This is a genomic window from Morganella psychrotolerans (genome assembly GCF_001676155.1).
Taxonomy (GTDB): Bacteria; Pseudomonadota; Gammaproteobacteria; order Enterobacterales; family Enterobacteriaceae; genus Morganella; species Morganella psychrotolerans.
Map to the genome: position 1 here is coordinate 414,329 of NZ_LZEW01000012.1, position 19,495 is coordinate 433,823.

The window sequence follows — 19,495 nt, forward strand, 5'->3', positions numbered from 1 at the left end:
TTATTTTTCTGAAAAATAAGCATTATTTCTGTTTTTTTTCATAAACAGAAAGCGACAATACTTTCCTTACAGCATAAAAAGTAAATTTTATACTGATAATTTCGTTGTTGATTTTACGACCGGATTTCAATGTACTTATCAGTACATTTACAGCGTCAACCAGAGAGACAATTATGGAAAATAATAAAAAAAATTATTCGCGGCGGAACCTTTATTACGATGGATGAATCATACGGCGATATTGTGAACGGGGTGTATGGCCAGGGCATGCAGATTTATGACTTTTAGCCTGCCCTGCCATTTCGGGTATTTCCGGTGTAGTACCGGCAATACCCTTTTTTATATCTGCGATCGGTTACCAGTGAACTGTCAGTGTTGTGGTTATCTGTCGATCATTGCCCCAACTGCATGCGGCATCCGTAAAACAGGATGCAACATAATGCTTATTGAATAAATTATTAATATTCAATGCAATTTCCGCATCGTCAACAGCGGGCAGATTATCCAGTTTGTAACGCAGCATCAGGTCAGTCACGGTGTACGCCGGAACTGTGAAACTGTTTGCATCATCCCCTTGTGTTTTGCCGTTATAGCGAACCCCGCCACCGACTGTCACACCATTGAGCGGTGCATTGTCAAAAGTATAATCTGTCCATAATGATGCTGTGTGCATTGGCACCATAGCAGGGTGATTATTTGCATTTTCCTGCTGCTGCCGGAACCGGGTATCGGTATAGGCGTAACCGGCGATCAGGTTCCAGTTATAGGTGAGTGCAGCTTTGCTTTCCAGTTCAATACCACGTGAGCGGATCTCCCCGCCCTGAACACTGAAAAACGGATTGAGCGGGTCGCGGTGCAGGTTGTTATCTTTTGTCAGTTCATACACGGCAAGCGTGGCAGAGAGTGCCGAATTATCCGGCAGAAATTTCAGTCCGGCCTCATACTGTTTGCCGCGTGAAGGATTAAGCGGCTTACCGCTGACCGTCGCTGCGGTACTCGGCTCGAAGGACTCGCTGTAGCTGAAATATGGCGCAAAGCCGTAAGGCAACTGATAATTTACCCCGCCGCGCCAGGTGAACTCCCGGTCAGTCTGATGATGATTGGTGTCTTCTCCGCTCATATTGTCATGGCTGCGGGATTTACTGACGTTTTCGTCATAGCGTCCGCCGAGGGTGAGTGTCCAGTCCTGCCAGAAAAGCTGCTCCTGGGCATAAATCCCCGTCTGACGGTTCTTATTCACCGTGTTTGCCTGTGCCAGCGGCATGGTGGTCAGATTGCCGTACTGCGGTGAGCGCAGATCCAGCGGTGCTGCAACACCCATCTCATTAGTCATGCGGTTGCGCAGCTGAGAGTAATCCAGCCCCAGCAATAGGGTATTTTTCCAGCCATTGCCGCTGATGTTATGAATGGCGTGGGTATCTGTCACCAGTCCGGTAAGCCGCTCATTATTGATAATATGATTGCGGGCAAGGGTGGAGGTGAGATCCTGCTGTGGCACGCCGTAACAGGCCATCGGATTACTGCTGCATAATCCGCCGCCGTAAATTGTACGCCAGTTAGTGCTTATCTGCTGATAGCGCGCACCCTGATGAAATGACCAGTTTTCATTGAAAGTATGGTCAAACTGCCAGCCGAATAAGCGCTGCTGCCGTTCAAAGCGGTTGTAGCCGGGTTCACCTTCATTAAAACCGGTACTTAGTTTGCCGGTCGCACCACTGTCAACTGTCCCTTCGCGCGGCAGCCAGCCGTAATAGCCATTGCGCGGGGCATTCATTGCCTGCGCCGTGAGCAGTAATGATGTGGCATCATCCGGCTGCCAGAGGTACGAGCCCTGTAATGCATAATAGCGTTCCCGCTCGCCCTGTTGTTGCTGATGCTGGTCGTGGATTGTCCCGGTCAGCCGGTACGCCTGTGTTTCATCGTCATTAAGGGCATCACTGAAATCAAACCCGGTCTGCCATAAATGATGGTTCCCCGCCTGTAACCGGACTTCCCGCAGCGGTGTCATCTGCGGGCGTTTGGAGGTCATTGTTACCACGCCGCCCGGATTGGACTGACCATAAATCACAGATGCCGGACCTTTGATGACATCAATCCGCTGCATAAACTCCGGCAACATGCGGCTTTCTGCATACATATCACCCTGAACTTTTAATCCGTCCAGATAGATGTTCTGACTGACATTATGGAAGCCGCGCATCATGACACTGTCAAACACGGAGGAACTGCCGGAGGTGCCGGTGACAACACCGGGTGTATATCCCAGTGCCTGTTTAAGTGTTGATGCGCCGCGTGCGGTGACTTCCTCCTCACTGATAACAGAAACGGAAGACGGCACTTTATTCAGTGGTGTGGCGGTTTTTGTGGCACTGTCGCTGTAGGTGGCATGATAGGTTCCGTTACTCTCAAGCGGATTGGCTGTCACAGGTGCGGCGGTCACGATTATTTCATCAGGCGCGGCATGACAGGCACCGGCAATCAGTAAGGCGGGTAGTGATAACCGGAAAAGTGATAACCGGAAAAGAGAGCCGGAAAGGGAAGGGCGGTGAGGTGCAGTCATAAAAAAAATCTCATTTGAATGATAATTATTACCGTTATAAGTAAAAAAAAAAGGGATAACGGGCCGGTAATAAGAAAAGGCTGCCGGTGGCAGCCATAAAGAATGAACTCAGTGAATTACTCAGTATTGGTATGCGGGTGCGGTTTCCTCAGAAAGAACGCCAGTGCCAGAGACAGGAAACCGAGCAGAAGGATGAACCAGAACACGGCGTGAAGTCCCGCCGCCAGTGCGCTGGTTTCGCCGTGCTCCGGGAACGCGGCATACGTCTTTTCGCGGTAAAAGGACATCAGCGTGATAGCCATGGCAGTACCCACCGCGCCGGCGACCTGATAAAAGGTATTCCAGACGGCAGATCCATCAGCATACAGGCTTGCCGGTAATGCGCTCAGTGCGGTGGTTTGCGCAGGCATAATCACGCAGGTCACACCGAGACAGAGAAACATAAAGGCAACAACGATGTGCCAGATTTGTGCGGACTCACCAACTGAAAACAGAAACAGAGCAGCACTTGCCAGCATAAAGAGTGATCCTGTCACGACAAACGGACGGGCATCGAAGCGGTTATAGAGCAGACCAATCAGCGGGGAAAATATGACGTTAATAATATTACCCGGCAGCAGCAGTACCCCGGCGAGAGCAGCGCTCAGCATCAGCACATCTTTCAGGAAGAGTGGCAGGATGATCGCGGCACAGAGTACGCTCATCATACTCAGGATCATCAGCAGCAGACCAATGACAAACATTGGCTGGCGGAATACATCCGGATGGATCATCGGCGTTTTCATTACAACCTGGCGGCGGGCAAATACGCCTAAGCAAATGAGTCCTGCCAGTAATGATCCCCACACCTGCGGGCTGCTCAGGCTGTGTTCCGCCATAATTGCCAGTCCGTATATCACGCCGCTGAACCCGGCGGAGGAGAGCAGCAGTGAGAAAATATCAATACGTGGCCGGGTTATCTCCCCTATAGGTGCCATCGCTTTCAGCGCGAGCAGAATGACGGCAACATACGCCAGTGCGCTCAGCCAGAAAATTGCATGCCAGCTGAATCCCGTGAGGATAAATCCGGAGAGTGTGGGTCCCAGCGCGGGTGCCAGTGTGATGGCTATCCCGACCATACCCATCACCATTCCCCGCTGATAGACAGGGAAAATCAGCAGTGCGGCGCTCAGCAGCACAGGCAGTACAACACCGGTGCCGACAGCCTGGATAACCCGCCCGAGCAGCAGCACGGTAAAGCCGGGTGCGAAAGCCGCAATCAGGCAACCGGCGAGTGAAACCGCCAGTGCATTGAGGATCAGCGTGCGGGTGTTAAACCAGCGCACCAGAAAGGCAGACACCGGCACGAAAACAGCCAGGGTGAGAAGGTAGCCGGTCACCAGCCACTGTGCCTGTCCGGCAGAAAGTATAAATTCGCTCATCAGATTGGTGAGCGCCATATTTAATGCGGTTTCCCCGAACAGCCCGATAAATGTCCCGGCCATCAGTACGCTGAGCATCATTTTCGGGTAGCGTACCTGTTGTTGTGCTTCTGTTGTCACGTTATTTCCTCTGTTTCATCAACCTGGTTGACGGTGAGGAAAATAACGCATTTTGAGATAATGGTCAACTTGGTTGACGTGGTGTTTTTGCTATACTGCACAAAAAAGAAAAGGGGTGGCTGAGTGAAAATTGCGTTGAATGAACTGGATTTCGTCGATTTAATCAGTGAGCGGCACACATTGCTCCGTGAGCGGATAGATACCTGCTGGAATGCACAGAGTAAGATCCGCATGGGAACATCGGAATGGTATATCCTCTCAAGGATTAGTGATCAGCCGGTGTCCATTGCGACTATTTCTGCGACTGTCACTATCTCCCGCCAGGCTATTCATAAATTTATCCGTCAGCTGGAAGAAAAAGGGCTGATTACGGTTTTTGATTTGCAGGACAGTAAAAAACTGAAAGGCGTCAAAATGACCGCACACGGGCAGCGGTGCTATGACGCGTACGAAGCCATCAAAGTTTCACTGTGTGATGAGATAGGCGCGGCAATCGGGCATGAGAATGTCGCCCTCATGACCCGGTTATTGCAGCAGCCCTGGTTCGGGGAAAAAGCGTGATGTATCTGTTACGGGCAGACGACATCACTGTATGTCAGTGTCAGGCTGGTGGAAGACAGCCAGCCGACTAAACAATCTGTCAGTTGGTCTTTATCATCAAATCCGTGCTTTTCTGCCTGCTCACATAAACGCTGCCATAAAATACCTTCCTGTTCAGGGATTTGTCTGTGCAATCGCATAGCAGCGGTGAGTTTCTCACTGACTTCCTGCGGTTGCGGGAAGCGTGCAAGTGAGTGAGCATACAAGCAGTGCAAATCAGCATGTAACTGTGCAATTTGTTCCTCCCCGTAGTTCAGTAACGTCCCGGCCTGCGTCACAGCAGACAGTGATAACGGCTGTTTGTCCGTCTCTTTTTCTATCGCGCCGCACCCCGGTAATGGTATATCCGCCAGAGCGGCCTGCAACATAATGCAGAGATGATTATTGCTATCGATATTATTCATGTCTGTCTCCGGACGTGTTGTGGCGATGCCTGTTGTTCTGCGGGTGATACTAGCGTGCAGAAAAAACGATGCTTCGCTGCCGGGCGAAATACCCTGTCAGATATCATGAAGAAAAGGAAAATCCAGAACACTCCGCTTGTTGCTTTTTAAGTATTCACTTATAAATCAGGCAATCGTGTTTTGTTGCGTAACGCATCAGATACCAGGCTGCGCATCATAAAATAAGTTTATTTACAGGAGTTATAAATGTCAGGATTTTCATTTGCTTATGGTTATGGTGAGGAAGAACATCTGGGCGGAAATGCGCTCGAAGGCGATCCGAATACATTTTGTCCGACAGTGTGGGACTATCTGATCAAGCGTTTTGCGTTACGATCCGTGCTGGATATCGGCTCAGGCCTGGGATTTGCTGCAGATTATTTTCACCGCGCCGGAATGCAGACATTGGCGGTGGAAGGGCTGGTATCGAATGTTGATAACTCATTGTATCCGGCGCTCAAGGTCGACCTTACGCATTCATCTGTACATTGTCGTGTCGACTTGGTTCATTGTCAGGAAGTCGTTGAACATATTGATGAAATGTATCTGGATCATCTTCTGAATTCATTTTCCTGCGGACGCGTAATGGTGATGACACACGCATTTCCGGGCCAGGGAGGACATCATCACGTCAACGAACAGCCGCCGGAGTACTGGATTGAGAATTTGAAACGATATAATTTTGAATTACTGTCAGAAGATACCCGGCGTATCCGGGTTATGGCAGAAAAAGACGGTGCAATTTATATGGCGAACAGCGGAATGGTCTTTATCAACCGGAACCGCCTCTGAGTTTAATGCGTTCGTGGTAATTTATGTTAACAAAGCACGTCACAAAGACGTGCTTTGTTAATGTGGATCTGCTGTCGGGATGATTCATAGAAATGACACCGGTAAACCGGGGAGATGTAAATAAAACGTAATAATGTTAATCCTCCGGAAATGAATAATTACCCTGATAATCTGCATAATATAATTTACAAAGTTATTGGTCATAAATTAATATAAAATACAAACTGCCTTTATTATATGTATTTCTCTGATATAGATCACCGGTCTATATAGTTATGGTTTATTTAAAAACCACTGTTAATAATAAGATATAGACTGCTGGGTTATATTTAATACTGCGTTATATCATTGGTTTAATTAATTCATATTAACCCACATGAAATTAACATATTTTTATTAATCCTGATTTAATATAGACAAAATTGGTTTTTTAATTGATATTTTGATATGTGTCGCAGTATAGTGTTTGCAGTTGGATATATTAGTACGAGTTCATTAATAAGTGCTGATTTAAAACAGGTGCAAAAATGGAAAATAACAATCGATTTTGGCCACATATAAGACGTGTTACACATCTGATGATGTTCTCACATCGCTCTTGCTTTAGTTTTAATCGTTTTAATGCAAAAAGGTAGTCCTTCTACTGACATCCATAATGTCATCAGCATATTGCTGTCGTATGGATCGTCAACCTCAATATCATTATATCCGGCACAACAAGTGCAGGACTATACTGAACGCTGATTGATAATTCATATCCCGGCTTTTGTGTATGTAATTCGTGAGTACATGATTTTTTCTTTCATTATTTTATGGCTTATACCCAACGTCATTCAGGATGCAGTCAACGAACCTGCGGTTTGAATGAATAAGGGTATAGGTGCTGTAATTGTATGATTTGAAATTATCAGGTTACTTTATGATATTGCTGTGCATTATGGCATATATACCCAACGTCATTCAAGTTGCAGCCAACGAACCTGCAGTTTGAATGAATAAGGGTATAAATAGTGTGAATCTTTAACTCAATATTATATTGAGGGAACAAGCTCGCATTATAAAAACAAATAACTAAAATATTTTCTGAAAATATTTTAGCGGGAATTCTTTTGCGAAAAATATAGGTATTTAAAATGAATAATTATAAATTTGCTGTCAGCTATGATATGAGTGACTATATCGTCACGCACAGAAATAGTGTGGATATCTTAAGCACCGAATTTACTGATGTTGCTGTAATTATTATTTCTCTTGATGATATTCAGAATGGGAAATTAGATTTCATTGAACAGCATAGCTTTGGTCAGCCCGTTTTTGCGGTAATTGGTCAGAATGATATCATTCCGGCGGAGATCATTACACGCCTGACCGGTGTGATTGATTTAAATAAAAATAACGGTTCCCTGTACAGTAAGCAACTTGAGACAGCCGCACTGAAATATGAAGAAAGTTTATTGCCACCATTCTTCGGCAGTCTGAAAAACTATGTTGAGAAAGGTAATTCCGCATTTGATTGCCCGGGGCATCAGGGAGGTGAATTTTTTCGCCGTCATCCGCTGGGTAATCAGTTCGTTGAATATTTCGGTGAAAATCTGTTCCGCTCCGACTTGTGTAATGCCGATGTCTCTATGGGGGATTTATTAATTCACGAAGGCGCACCGTGCGCCGCGCAACAGCATGCAGCCAAAGTATTTAATGCAGATAAAACATATTTTGTCCTGAACGGGACATCGTCATCCAATAAAGTCGTTCTGAATGCCTTACTGGCACCGGGTGACCTGGTATTGTTTGACCGTAATAACCATAAATCAAACCACCATGGTGCATTAATTCAGGCAGGGGCGACACCAATCTATCTGGAAGCAGCACGTAACCCGTTTGGTTTTATCGGTGGTATTGATGCGCACTGCTTTGAAGAAGACTACCTGCGTGACTTAATTAAAGAAGCCGCACCGGCACGGGCGGGTGAAAAACGGCCGTTCCGTCTGGCTGTTATTCAACTGGGTACGTATGACGGTACAATTTATAATGCACGCCAGGTTGTTGATAAAATAGGTCATTTATGTGATTACATCTTATTTGATTCTGCCTGGGTGGGTTACGAACAATTCATTCCGATGATGAAAGATTGTTCTCCGCTGCTGCTGGAACTCAATGAAAACGATCCGGGCATAATGGTGACACAGTCAGTACACAAACAGCAGGCAGGCTTCTCCCAGACCTCACAAATCCATAAAAAAGATCACCATATCAAAGGTCAGGATCGCTATGTGAACCATAAGCGCCTGAATAATGCATTTATGATGCATGCGTCAACCAGTCCGTTCTATCCGTTATTTGCCGCACTGGATGTCAACGCCAAAATGCATGAAGGCGAATCCGGTAAACGCTTATGGATGGACTGCGTTAAAACCGGGATCGAAACCCGTAAATTATTACTGAAATCATGCAGCCATATCCGTCCGTTTATCCCTGAGACTGTTGACGGACGTTCATGGGGCGAATTTGATACTGATGTGATTGCTGATGATCTGAGATTTTTTAACTTTGTGCCGGGTGAACGCTGGCATGCCTTTGAAGGTTATGCAGAAAATCAGTATTTTGTTGATCCCTGCAAGCTGCTGCTGACCACCCCGGGTATTAATGCCAAAACGGGAAACTATGATGCATTCGGTGTACCTGCAACTATCCTCGCAAATTATTTACGTGAAAATAATATTGTCCCTGAGAAATGCGACCTTAACTCAATCCTTTTCCTGCTGACACCTGCTGAAAGCATGGCAAAAATGCAGCACTTAGTGGCACAAATTGCACGCTTTGAACAACTTCTGGAGCAGGATGCCCCGCTGGAAGTCGTTCTGCCGTCTGTGTATCACGCAAACAAAACCCGTTATCAGGGATACAGCATCCGTCAGTTATGTCAGGAAATGCATGACATGTACGTGAAATTCAATGTGAAACAGCTCCAGAAAGAGATGTTCCGTAAGGCGCACTTCCCTGAGGTAAGTATGTTACCGCAGGCCGCCAATATTGAATTTGTCCGCGGTAATGTTGAATTGGTTGCCGTTGATCAGATAGAAGGATGCATTGCGGCAGAAGGCGCTCTGCCTTACCCGCCGGGAGTGCTGTGTGTTATTCCGGGGGAAATTTGGGGCGGTTCTGTTCAGCAGTATTTCCTTGCGCTGGAAGAAGGTATCAACCTGTTCCCGGGATTCTCACCGGAATTGCAGGGTGTGTATATCCGCAGCGATGAAGATGGTCGTCAGCGGGCATACGGCTATGTAATCAGACACTAAGTTTGCTAATACTTGCATGGCGGGGCAGGGATTAGCATGTCCCGCCATCCCGGGAGAGAAATATGAGTGCTTCAAAAAATAAAATGAGCGTATTACAGCTCACCATATTGACCGCGGTGAATATGATGGGGTCCGGTATCATTATGTTACCGACCAAACTGGCAGAAGTGGGGACAATTTCAATTTTGTCCTGGGTTGTGACCGCAATCGGGTCGATGGCGCTGGCATATGCCTTCTCCAAATGCGGGATGTACAGCCGCCGCAGCGGCGGGATGGGCGGGTATGCGGAATATGCATTTGGTAAGTCCGGTAACTTTATGGCGAATTACACCTATGGTGTTTCTCTGCTGATAGCCAATGTCGCGATTGCGATTTCTGCGGTTGGTTATGGTGCTGAATTAATGGATGCCGTCATGACACCTTTCGGCATCGGTGTCGCCACTATTGTTGTTTTGTGGATCTGTACAGTGGCGAACTTCGGTGGTGCAAAAATCACGGGGCGGATCAGCAGCATTACGGTATGGGGCGTTATTATCCCGGTTGTCGGTATTTCTGTTATCGGCTGGTGGTGGTTCAGTCCTGAGCTGTATGTTAACTCGTGGAACCCGCATAATTTCCCGCTCTTTGATGCTGTCGGCTCATCAATTGCGATGACATTATGGGCATTCTTAGGCATGGAATCGGCATGTGCTAATAGTGATGCTGTTGATAATCCTGAAAAAAACGTGCCGATTGCAGTTCTTGGCGGGACACTCGGTGCGGCGGTTATTTATATCGTATCGACAAATGTGATTGCCGGTATCGTACCGAATATGGATCTGGCAAATTCTACAGCGCCGTTTGGTCTGGCATTCTCACAAATGTTTACGCCGGGTGTGGGTAAAGTCGTTATGGCGCTGATGATTATGTCCTGTTGCGGCTCATTATTAGGCTGGCAGTTTACTATTGCTCAGGTCTTTAAATCATCATCAGATTCCGGTTATTTCCCGAAAATTTTCTCTTCAGTGACCAAAGCTGATGCGCCGGTGAAAGGTATGTTGGTTATTGTGGTTATTCAGTCTGTATTGTCACTGATGACAATCAGTCCGTCACTGAATAAGCAGTTTAATGTGCTGGTTAACCTGGCCGTTGTTACCAATATTATTCCTTATATCTTATCTATGGCCGCGATGATCGTTTTGCAAAAAGTGGCAAAAGTCGATCCGAAGAAAGCACGGACAGGGAATATCATTGCATTTATCGGTGCGGTTTACAGTTTTTATGCCCTGTATTCATCCGGTGATGATGCTGTCATGTGGGGTGCTTTAGCCACTTTCCTCGGCTGGACTCTCTACGGTTTTGTCTCCCCGCGTTTTGAAATGAAGCAAAATCAGGATGTGATGGTTAAATAACGGATACTCTCCGGCGAAACCCGCTTGTGCAGGTTTCGCCGGAGGATTTTTATCCGGTAACCGGCCAATATTATTGTGAATGACGGGAGATATATTTAATGACGGACACATTAGTCACTAAACCCAGGCGTGGGCGACCGCCGAAAAATCATGACTCAGGAATTGATGTCAGAGAATTGCTTATCCGCAGCGGTACAGAGATGTTTACTGAAAAAGGTTATATGACATCGGATATTAACGGGATACTGAAAAAAGTGGGTATACCGAAAGGATCTTTTTATTATTACTTTAAAAGTAAAGAGCAGTTTGGTCTTGAGATCATGCGTCATTACGACAGCTATTTCTCGCATTTACTGGATAAGTACCTGTCTGATCCTGCGTCGCCACCTCTGACCCGCTTAGTCAGATTTTATCAGTCGACAAAATCCGCTATGGAAAAGTATGACTGGCAGCGCGGATGTTTAGTCGGTAATCTCGGGCAGGAAGTGACTAATTTACCCGACGGATATGGCGGAATATTAAAGACTATTATCAGCGGGTGGCAAAAAAAAAGTGGAAGTCTGTCTGTCGCAGGCACAGGCTCTGAATGATATTTCAGCCTTAGTTGATTGCAGACTGATGGCCGTATTTTTCTGGATGGGATGGGAAGGGGCGGTTATGCAGGCTAAACTGGCCCGCAACGGTGAGCCTCTGGATATATTTATCACTATTTTCATAAATGAATTGATTAAAAATAAAGCATAACCGTGTTTCGGTGTGCTGCCCGCCCGGTCGTTATTGAAGAATAATTTATCAGATATCTCAGCTGTTAAAATAACCGTGATTACCTGATAATTTTTTTTATAATTAACAAGATGACTGGTCTATATCCGTAAAAGGGCAATATGATATTTACGTGCATTTTGATTAAAAATAGTGGTCGGTATACTGTAAAATGTGATCAAATGCATGAATCACTGTTATCTGATTGATACTCGGATTGATCACGGTGAGACAGGGGAAAGAGAATATTATAGTCCCGGCATGGAAGTAATGAAAAACAAAGCCCGGAGATTTAAGTAAAAAGACACAATAGTTATTTACTATTGTGTCTCAGGCTCTTCCCGTAAAACGGATACCGTATTTACAGTACCGGTGTACTGCCCACAAAATGATAATCCGGTAAAATAACGACCTTTGCATGTATTCATCGGGTGAGCCCGGTCGTTACTTTGCATATTACTCACTCAAACTTTACAACAGAGCCCTTTCCCCGCTGGTGTTTGTTTCCCGTTTCCGCTCAGGGTTTGAAATGCGGAAACAATCAGCACCAGAATAACCAGCGCAGATCCTGTCCATGTTGCAATTACAGGGTTTTGACCAAAGATACTCATCGAAAATGCGCTGAACATGGTTCCCGACGTGATGCCCATTGTGATAACGGCAGTGTGAACCGTCGTTACCAGATAGCCGGTACCACCTGCCTGAGTAACCCTTGTTATCAGTGCCGGGTTCATGGATATACCAATCAGTCCGACTACCAGTACCATGACGAGTGTTACCGCTTTGATATCACTAAATAGTGAAAGTGAGACTAAAGCGACGAGCAACACGCTATGCCCGATACGTAACACACCAACAGAATGTTCATCTGCGAACCGGCCTGCAACCAGGTTACCAATGACCGTACAAATTCCGTAACCCAACAGGATCATGGTGGTTGCATCAGGACTGAATCCGGCATTATCCTGAAGTAAAGGTGTGAAAAATGAGAATGAGCCGTAAGCTGCGCCGATTGTCAGAAAGCTCACGAGGTAACGGGACCATAATTTAGGTGATTTTAAATTTTTGAGATCTTCCCAGGATTCACTCATGGTTGCTTTTGCCAGGTCAGGCAAGCCTGTTCTGACAGCGACGCTGACAAGTAAGGGCGCTACACCCAACAGATAAAAGCAGTTTTGCCAGTCCCATTGAGTCGCGATGAAATGACTTAATGGTAAACCGATTACGGTACCGATCATTAATCCGCTGAGCACAATAGATACCGAACGGCCTATCTGACCGGGTGATGGTGCCAGTCTTGCTGCAAAGGTCAGGGCAAGGCCGAATGTTGCACCGGACAGACAACCTGTTAATACGCGTGCTAAAGCCAGCCACAAGTATGAATGTACAACCGGCGCAAGCATTTCTATTACCGCATAGGCTATCATAATCCGGGTGAGCATAATTCGCGGTGATTTGCGCCGGAGAACATAGGCAATAACCGGCCCGCCGATAGCCATACCTAATGAATACACGGAAACTAATAAACCAACCTGACCAGTGGTTACATTAAGGTCAGCGGCTATGTTTGGCAGCATGCCTGCGGTCTGGAGCTCGCTCATCGCGATGACTAAAATAACAGCCATCAGTATGTATAAATTTCGATTCAACTTTTCACCTCTTGATCTGATCCATATTTAGCGTCAACTAAACGTATAACACCATGATTATTAATTATTTTTATATGACGTTGTTCTGCCGGCGATTGCACTAAGCAACGTAAGAGGTGATTGATTCTTTACCACCGGTGATATGAAATGCTTTTACATGGGGGCTCATATTCAAAATAACCTCTGTTGTTTATCGATCAGTATAAAATTGAGCGCGTATCCGAATATGATAATACCCCGCTAAATAGTTGTTTACTTATCAGTAAAGAATGTGATGTAAAAAATAGATTTAAGGGATATTACATTTTTGCAATTATCCCTTCTGCTGTGGCATTTAAAAAACAGGGATCACCGACGGTAACACCCATTATCCTAAGTCCGTAATACCCGGCAAGAAAGGCTTTGCTGGCAACGCTGCTATTTGGGGTAACCTGAAACTCTCCTGCTTCTATACCCCGGGTAATGACTTTGTTAATCAGCGATTCTAACCGGTGGAGGTAATGGCGGTTAATCGACTGAATTTCAGGGTCTTTAGGGCTTCGTTCCAAAACGGAATGTAAGGCCAGGCAGCCGCGTGAACTTCCACTATCAAGGTCGGTGGCGATCCCCCACTGAAGCAATTTCATCAGGCGTTCTTTGGCTGTTCCCTGACTGTTCAGAATGTCTTTTTGAGCAATGATACCAACGTCCTGATAGTGCCGCAGAGCTTTTTCATATAGTCCCTGTTTGTTACCGAAAGCATGGTAAAGACTGCCCCGGCCAAGACCGGTTTCCTGACAAAGCATCTGTGTACTGCTTGCTTCGTAACCGTTATTCCAGAATACATTCATGGCTGACTCAATCACTTTTTCGTCGTCATATTCCTTTGGTCGTCCGCTCATAAATCAGTACCTCATAATTCAATTGATCTAAGTTAATCAGTTTTTGACTGATCAGTCAAGAACTATATTTGACCGATCATTACACAATAAGACGTTACTCCCTGCGAAAAATGTAACGCATGAGCAGCCGAATTATTTCACTGGATGCTAAAAACTAAAAGGTGTTCCACATAAATATGATGCTGAAAAATAGCAGCAGTTTATGGCGGCGTATGTCCGGTTAAAGTCCGCCGTGAATGATGAGCCCATCCTGTTTATTGATGATGTTCATTTGGCGCAGGTGATCAAAATTAACTGAAATTAATTATTCTCATATAAAATAAAAGCCCTGATCATTTTTCAATGTCAGGGCTTTTAAGGTACTGCATGTTTTACATTTAACATTAAATATGACTAACGTAATACTACTTTGATACTACTATTAAAAATGTACACGCTTGTTGCTATATGGTTTTACTAAATTACTCTTCTCTCCATATAAACGTTTTTTTGAAAATTTCATCATTAAATGATGAACTAAACAAGTACACTTCCCCTCGCGATATAAACTCCTGATACGTTACCTTACTCCTGTTGCTAACCATTGCGATTGCAACACCCCAGGTAAATCATAGCCTTACATCATCGCGTAAATCATATCTTAACAATGGTACTTAACAACTAATAACTTACGTTGATACTACATTAAACAAATATATTTCCCCTCGCGATATAAACTCCTGATACGTTACCTTACTTCTGTTGCCAATCATTGTGATTGCAACCCCCCGGGTAAATCGTAGCCTTATATCATCGCGTAAATCACATCTTATACTATGGTGCTTTAACAGCTGACAACATATATCTTGCTGTTGAAATAAATCTATCAAAAATAAATTTTATGTCAATACTGTTTTTGCTTACATAACTGAAAAGATAAACAGTAAAAAAATAAGGTAATATTTCAGAGTACAGAATTGTATTAAATATGAGGGTAATTTCCCTATTTAAAACAGAGGCTTTCAGTAAAATATGGTTAACTGAGCTCGTTTTTATATCAGTGTGGATACTGTCCACCCGCGTTATCTTATATCCCGGACAACAAAAAAGCCTTTCCCGAAATACAGAAAAGGCTTTTCAATTCAAAGCATTATACGTTATGAATTAATTCATGCCGTATTTTTTCAGTTTTTTACGCAGTGTACCGCGGTTGATACCCATCATTGTAGCAGCACGGGTCTGGTTACCACGGGTGTATTGCATAACCATGTCCAACAGTGGCTGTTCAACTTCAGCCAGCACCAGCTCATACAGTTCATTAACATCCTGACCGTTTAATTGAGCAAAATAGTTCTTCAATGCCTGCTTAACTGAATCACGTAACGGTTTCTGTGTTACCTGATCTTGTGAATTTACAGTAGCGACGGTTAGTACGTCAGAATTTACGCGTTGTTCGAACATAGTTCTGTCAGCTCTTTTCTTTATTTACGCAAAAAATTTTCAAAATATGCTTCCAACGCCTCCAGCTGTTCGCCGGCATCCTCAATGGCGTTGAATGAGCGCCGAAACTGAACATCAGGCGCATGTTCCTGCATATACCAGGAAACATGCTTGCGGGCTATACGGGCTCCCTTGCCTTGACCATAAAAGTCATGCAATTCCCGTACATGCTCACACATAATGCGTTGCACCTCTGCACCGGGCAGCGGTGGCAACAGTTCACCTGTGTCCAGATAGTGCTGGATTTCCCGGAAGATCCAGGGTCTTCCCTGAGCAGCACGACCGATCATCAGCGCGTCTGCGCCGGTGTAGTCCAGTACTGCCCCGGCTTTAAGCGGGTCAGTTATGTCGCCATTGGCAATAACCGGTATGGCAACAGTCTGCTTAACTGTCCGGATGTTGTCGTATTCGGCTTCACCATTAAAAAGACAGGCACGGGTCCTGCCATGAATTGTAATAGCCTGAATACCGCAACGCTCGGCCAATTGGGCAATCATTACACAGTTTCGTTCTTCCGGTGACCAACCGGTGCGAATCTTCAGCGTCACAGGCACGTCGACTGCATTTACCACTGCTGAGAGAATCTCTTCTACCAGATGCGGATAACGCAGCAGTGCTGAGCCTGCCAGCTTGCGATTCACTTTTTTGGCGGGACAACCCATATTGATATCGATGATTTGCGCACCGCCGGCAACATTAATCTTTGCCGCGGCCGCCATTTCAGCGGGATCATTACCAGCTATCTGCACAGAACGAATACCCGGCTCATCACGATGTACCATGCGTAATCTCGATTTGTCCGTCTTCCATACCTGAGGATTGGAAGAGAGCATCTCTGAGACGGCCATACCTGCGCCCATTTCATAACACAAAGACCGGAAAGGCCGATCTGTAATGCCTGCCATAGGGGCCGCTATAAGGCGGTTTTTCAACTGGTATTGTCCGATTCGCATAGACGAAGAAGTGTGGCCATACTGTGACTGCAAGGGCGCGTATATTACGCATTTTTTCAAAGATATGAAAGGACAAACTTTGAGCAAATCGACCTTTAATGATGATTTTTTTTTTATTGCTTTTTTAAGATTTTATTAATTAATGTTTTGTAACAATAAGTTAGGCTGAAATCAGCATTGCAGCGGGATTGTAATTTAATTTTCATAAGAAAATGCGCCTGCGGATTTTTGCTTATAAACTATTCACTAAGCAACGCAAGCGCACGATTTATATACAAATTATATACAAACAGTCTGAGTATCAGTTATGTTTCGTCGCCGTTATCCGGCACCATTCTTCTTTTTCTGCAATCTCATCGATGATAAATGCATCACGATAGGCATCTGCCACACCTTCAGCCTGGGTCGCCAGCACCCCGGATAATCCGAGTAATCCGCCTGCCTGAGGCAGTGCGCCGATGATCGGAGCCAGTTCACGCAGCGGACCGGCCAGAATATTGGCTACCACAACGTCTGCAACGAGCGTGTCAGGCTTTTCATCTGAAAGGTAAAGGGTCAGGTTGTCTGAGACACCGTTGCGCTCTGCGTTGTCTCTGCTGGCCAGAATCGCCTGCGGGTCAATATCAATACCAATGGCGGCTTTTGCACCCAGTTTCAGCGCGGCGATCGCAAGAATGCCGGAACCACAGCCGAAATCGATAATGGTTTTGCCGTTCAGATCCAGCCCGTCGAGCCATTCCAGGCACAGCGAGGTTGTCGGGTGTGTCCCGGTGCCGAATGCCAGACCCGGGTCGAGCATCACATTGACTGCACCGGGGTCCGGTACATCGCGCCAGCTCGGGCAGATCCACAGGCGCTGACCAAAACGCATCGGGTGGAAGTTATCCATCCATTCACGTTCCCAGTCTTTGTCTTCGAGCTGTTCAATTTTGTAAACAAAATTTTCGCCCAGCAGCGGGTGCTGTTGTAATTGTGCGACAACCCATTCCATATCGGCGTCGGCGTCATATAAACCGACGATGTCAGTATCACCCCACAGGCGGGTTTCGCCCGGCAGCGGTTCAAAAACCGGTGTGTCGTGACTGTCCTGAAATGTGACAGATACCGCGCCGCTTTCAGTCAGTTCGTCACCGATCGTTTCAGCGTGTGCGCCGGTGGAATTTAAGCGTAATTGGATCCAAGGCATAACATTCTCTTTAAGCTAAGCGGCATCCGGCGGGATACGGCTTGAGATGGTGATTTCCGGACCCGCCGGAAAATAAAAAAGCCCCTGAATGACAGGGGCCTGATATAGGGCAGAAGATGAAAATCAGACCTCGTGAAGACCGAGTTTTTTCTCCAGATAGTGGATGTTTGTTCCACCTTTGCAGAAGTTTTCATCATTCATAATCAGCTGATGCAGCTCAATATTGGTTTTAATTCCGTCAATAATTAACTCCGCCAGCGCATTTTTCATACGGGCGATAGCAATTTCACGGGTTTCACCATAAGTGATCAGCTTGCCAATCATGGAATCATAGTATGGCGGCACGGTATAACCGGCGTAAATATGTGATTCCCAGCGGACACCGAAACCACCCGGTGAGTGGAAGCGGGTAATTTTGCCCGGGCTTGGCAGGAAAGTATGCGGATCTTCGGCATTGATACGGCACTCGATCGCATGGCCTTTCACATGAATATCTTTCTGTTTAACAGAGAGCGGCAGGCCGGATGCGACACGCAGCTGCTCTTTAATCAGGTCAATACCGGTGATCATTTCAGTGACCGGATGTTCAACCTGAATACGGGTGTTCATCTCAATAAAATAGAACTCGCCGTCTTCAAACAGAAACTCAAATGTACCGGCACCGCGATAGCCGATATCGATACAGGCTTTGGCACAGCGCTCACCGATACTTTTACGCAGTTCGGCGCTGATGCCCGGAGCCGGCGCTTCTTCAACGACTTTCTGGTGACGGCGCTGCATGGAGCAGTCACGTTCTGCCAGATAAACCGCATGTCCCTGACCATCAGCCATAATCTGGATTTCAACGTGACGCGGGTTTTCAAGGAATTTCTCCATGTAAACCACGTCATTGTTGAATGCCGCTTTGGCTTCACCCTTGGTCATGGCAATCGCTTCTTCGAGATCAGCGTCATTGCGGACAACGCGCATACCGCGTCCGCCGCCGCCGCCGGAAGCTTTGATGATAACCGGATAACCAATGCGGTGTGCGATGGTGTGATTCAGCGGCATATCGTCGCTGAGCGGGCCGTCAGAGCCCGGTACACACGGAACACCCGTTTCTTTCATCGCGTGGATTGCAGAGACTTTATCGCCCATCAGACGGATGGTATCGGCTTTCGGGCCGATAAAGACAAAGCCTGAGCGTTCAACTTGTTCAGCAAAGTCAGCGTTTTCAGATAAGAAACCGTATCCCGGATGAATAGCCTGGGATCCTGAAATTTCTGCGGCAGAGATAATCGCCGGGATATTCAGGTAACTTTTCGCGGAGGCTGCCGGACCAATACAAATGGTTTCGTCAGCCAGTAAAACGTGTTTTAAATCACGATCCGCGGAGGAATGAACAGCAACTGCTTTAATGCCGAGCTCTTTACAGGCCCGCAGGATGCGCAGTGCAATTTCACCCCGGTTAGCAATAAGGATTTTTTCCAGCATGATTCGCCTCGTTATTCGATGACGACCAGTGGCTCGTCAAATTCGACAGGTTCGCCGTCGCTTAACAGAATTGCTTTGACCACACCGGCTTTGTCAGCTTCGATCTGGTTCATCATTTTCATGGCTTCGACGATGCACAGGGTATCACCGACATTGACCTGCTTACCAACGTGGATAAAAGGTTTCGCATCCGGACTTGGTGAAAGGTAGAACGTACCTACCATCGGGGAACGGACCACATGACCGGCAATTTCTTTTTCCGCAACACTGTCAGCAAGGCCCTGAGACGGAGCAACAGCATTGGCTAACGCCGGCTGCTGAACCTGGGGAATATATTGCTGAGGTGCGGCAAAAGTCTGTATCGGTAATGCACGACTGATGCGTACTGATTCTTCGCCTTCAGAAATTTCCAGCTCAGAAATACCGGACTCTTCGACCAGCTCGATCAGTTTTTTTTATTTTACGAATATCCATGAGATGATTCCGTAC

16 protein-coding genes and 1 pseudogene are annotated in these 19,495 nt (G+C 46.2%); 7 read left to right on the plus strand and 10 right to left on the minus strand.

The window, feature by feature from the left end; translation table 11 throughout:
• Nucleotides 1-355: 355 nt before the first annotated feature.
• Complete coding sequence (locus AYY16_RS12295; protein ID WP_067366841.1) at nt 356-2,560, minus strand: TonB-dependent siderophore receptor; 2,205 nt, start codon at nt 2,558-2,560, stop codon at nt 356-358.
• 116 nt (nt 2,561-2,676) lie between these two features.
• Nucleotides 2,677-4,101 carry a DHA2 family efflux MFS transporter permease subunit gene (locus tag AYY16_RS12300; protein WP_223861221.1) on the minus strand — a complete coding sequence of 475 codons (1,425 nt, stop codon included), beginning with the start codon at nt 4,099-4,101 and terminating at the stop codon, nt 2,677-2,679.
• Between the two features lie 123 nt (nt 4,102-4,224).
• Here AYY16_RS12300 and AYY16_RS12305 point away from each other — a divergent pair, with 123 nt between their 5' ends.
• Entirely contained in the window at nt 4,225-4,662 is a 438-nt protein-coding gene (locus AYY16_RS12305) for a MarR family winged helix-turn-helix transcriptional regulator (RefSeq protein ID WP_067366844.1), read from the plus strand.
• Nucleotides 4,663-4,670: 8 nt separating this feature from the next.
• Here AYY16_RS12305 and AYY16_RS12310 read toward each other — a convergent pair whose 3' ends face one another.
• Nucleotides 4,671-5,105: a hypothetical protein gene (locus AYY16_RS12310; protein ID WP_067366847.1), complete on the minus strand. Its 435-nt coding sequence runs from the start codon at nt 5,103-5,105 to the stop codon at nt 4,671-4,673.
• 246 nt (nt 5,106-5,351) lie between these two features.
• On the opposite strand from AYY16_RS12310, the gene AYY16_RS12315 reads away from it, so the two are divergent.
• From AYY16_RS12315 to AYY16_RS21545, 6 genes are all read left to right on the plus strand, one after another.
• Nucleotides 5,352-5,936 (plus strand): class I SAM-dependent methyltransferase, encoded by a 585-nt coding sequence (locus AYY16_RS12315; protein WP_067366850.1) that lies wholly within the window; start codon nt 5,352-5,354, stop codon nt 5,934-5,936.
• A gap of 527 nt (nt 5,937-6,463) precedes the next feature.
• Nucleotides 6,464-6,571, plus strand: coding sequence for a leader peptide SpeFL (gene speFL / locus AYY16_RS20285; RefSeq protein ID WP_150384934.1), 108 nt, complete (start codon nt 6,464-6,466; stop codon nt 6,569-6,571).
• Between the two features lie 498 nt (nt 6,572-7,069).
• Entirely contained in the window at nt 7,070-9,232 is a 2,163-nt protein-coding gene (gene speF / locus AYY16_RS12320) for an ornithine decarboxylase SpeF (protein ID WP_067366853.1), read from the plus strand.
• 62 nt (nt 9,233-9,294) lie between these two features.
• Nucleotides 9,295-10,623, plus strand: coding sequence for a putrescine-ornithine antiporter (gene potE / locus AYY16_RS12325; RefSeq protein WP_067366856.1), 1,329 nt, complete (start codon nt 9,295-9,297; stop codon nt 10,621-10,623).
• Between the two features lie 98 nt (nt 10,624-10,721).
• Nucleotides 10,722-11,213, plus strand: a complete 492-nt coding sequence (locus AYY16_RS12330) for a TetR/AcrR family transcriptional regulator (RefSeq protein WP_328585674.1) — start codon at nt 10,722-10,724, stop codon at nt 11,211-11,213.
• Nucleotides 11,176-11,367 carry a TetR family transcriptional regulator C-terminal domain-containing protein gene (locus AYY16_RS21545; protein WP_328585675.1) on the plus strand — a complete coding sequence of 64 codons (192 nt, stop codon included), beginning with the start codon at nt 11,176-11,178 and terminating at the stop codon, nt 11,365-11,367. Before AYY16_RS12330 ends, AYY16_RS21545 begins: the two co-directional genes overlap by 38 nt.
• 482 nt (nt 11,368-11,849) lie before the next feature.
• Here AYY16_RS21545 and AYY16_RS12335 read toward each other — a convergent pair whose 3' ends face one another.
• From AYY16_RS12335 to accB, 7 genes and pseudogenes are all read right to left on the minus strand, one after another.
• Nucleotides 11,850-13,034: an MFS transporter gene (locus AYY16_RS12335; RefSeq protein ID WP_067366857.1), complete on the minus strand. Its 1,185-nt coding sequence runs from the start codon at nt 13,032-13,034 to the stop codon at nt 11,850-11,852.
• Nucleotides 13,035-13,333: 299 nt separating this feature from the next.
• Nucleotides 13,334-13,915, minus strand: coding sequence for a TetR/AcrR family transcriptional regulator (locus tag AYY16_RS12340; protein WP_067366860.1), 582 nt, complete (start codon nt 13,913-13,915; stop codon nt 13,334-13,336).
• Nucleotides 13,916-15,058: 1,143 nt separating this feature from the next.
• On the minus strand, nt 15,059-15,355 hold the full coding sequence (gene fis, locus AYY16_RS12350; protein ID WP_067366866.1) for a DNA-binding transcriptional regulator Fis: 297 nt from the start codon (nt 15,353-15,355) through the stop codon (nt 15,059-15,061).
• A 20-nt stretch (nt 15,356-15,375) separates the two neighbouring features.
• The gene (gene dusB, locus AYY16_RS12355) at nt 15,376-16,347 is read right to left on the minus strand and encodes a tRNA dihydrouridine synthase DusB (protein WP_067366868.1); all 972 of its coding nucleotides are present in this window, start codon (nt 16,345-16,347) and stop codon (nt 15,376-15,378) included.
• Nucleotides 16,348-16,648: 301 nt separating this feature from the next.
• A complete protein-coding gene (gene prmA, locus AYY16_RS12360; RefSeq protein ID WP_067366871.1) occupies nt 16,649-17,533 on the minus strand; it encodes a 50S ribosomal protein L11 methyltransferase in 885 nt (294 codons plus the stop codon).
• A 123-nt stretch (nt 17,534-17,656) separates the two neighbouring features.
• Nucleotides 17,657-19,006 carry an acetyl-CoA carboxylase biotin carboxylase subunit gene (gene accC, locus AYY16_RS12365; protein WP_067366874.1) on the minus strand — a complete coding sequence of 450 codons (1,350 nt, stop codon included), beginning with the start codon at nt 19,004-19,006 and terminating at the stop codon, nt 17,657-17,659.
• A gap of 11 nt (nt 19,007-19,017) precedes the next feature.
• A pseudogene (gene accB / locus AYY16_RS12370) lies at nt 19,018-19,480 on the minus strand (acetyl-CoA carboxylase biotin carboxyl carrier protein).
• Between the last annotated feature and the right edge of the window lie 15 nt (nt 19,481-19,495).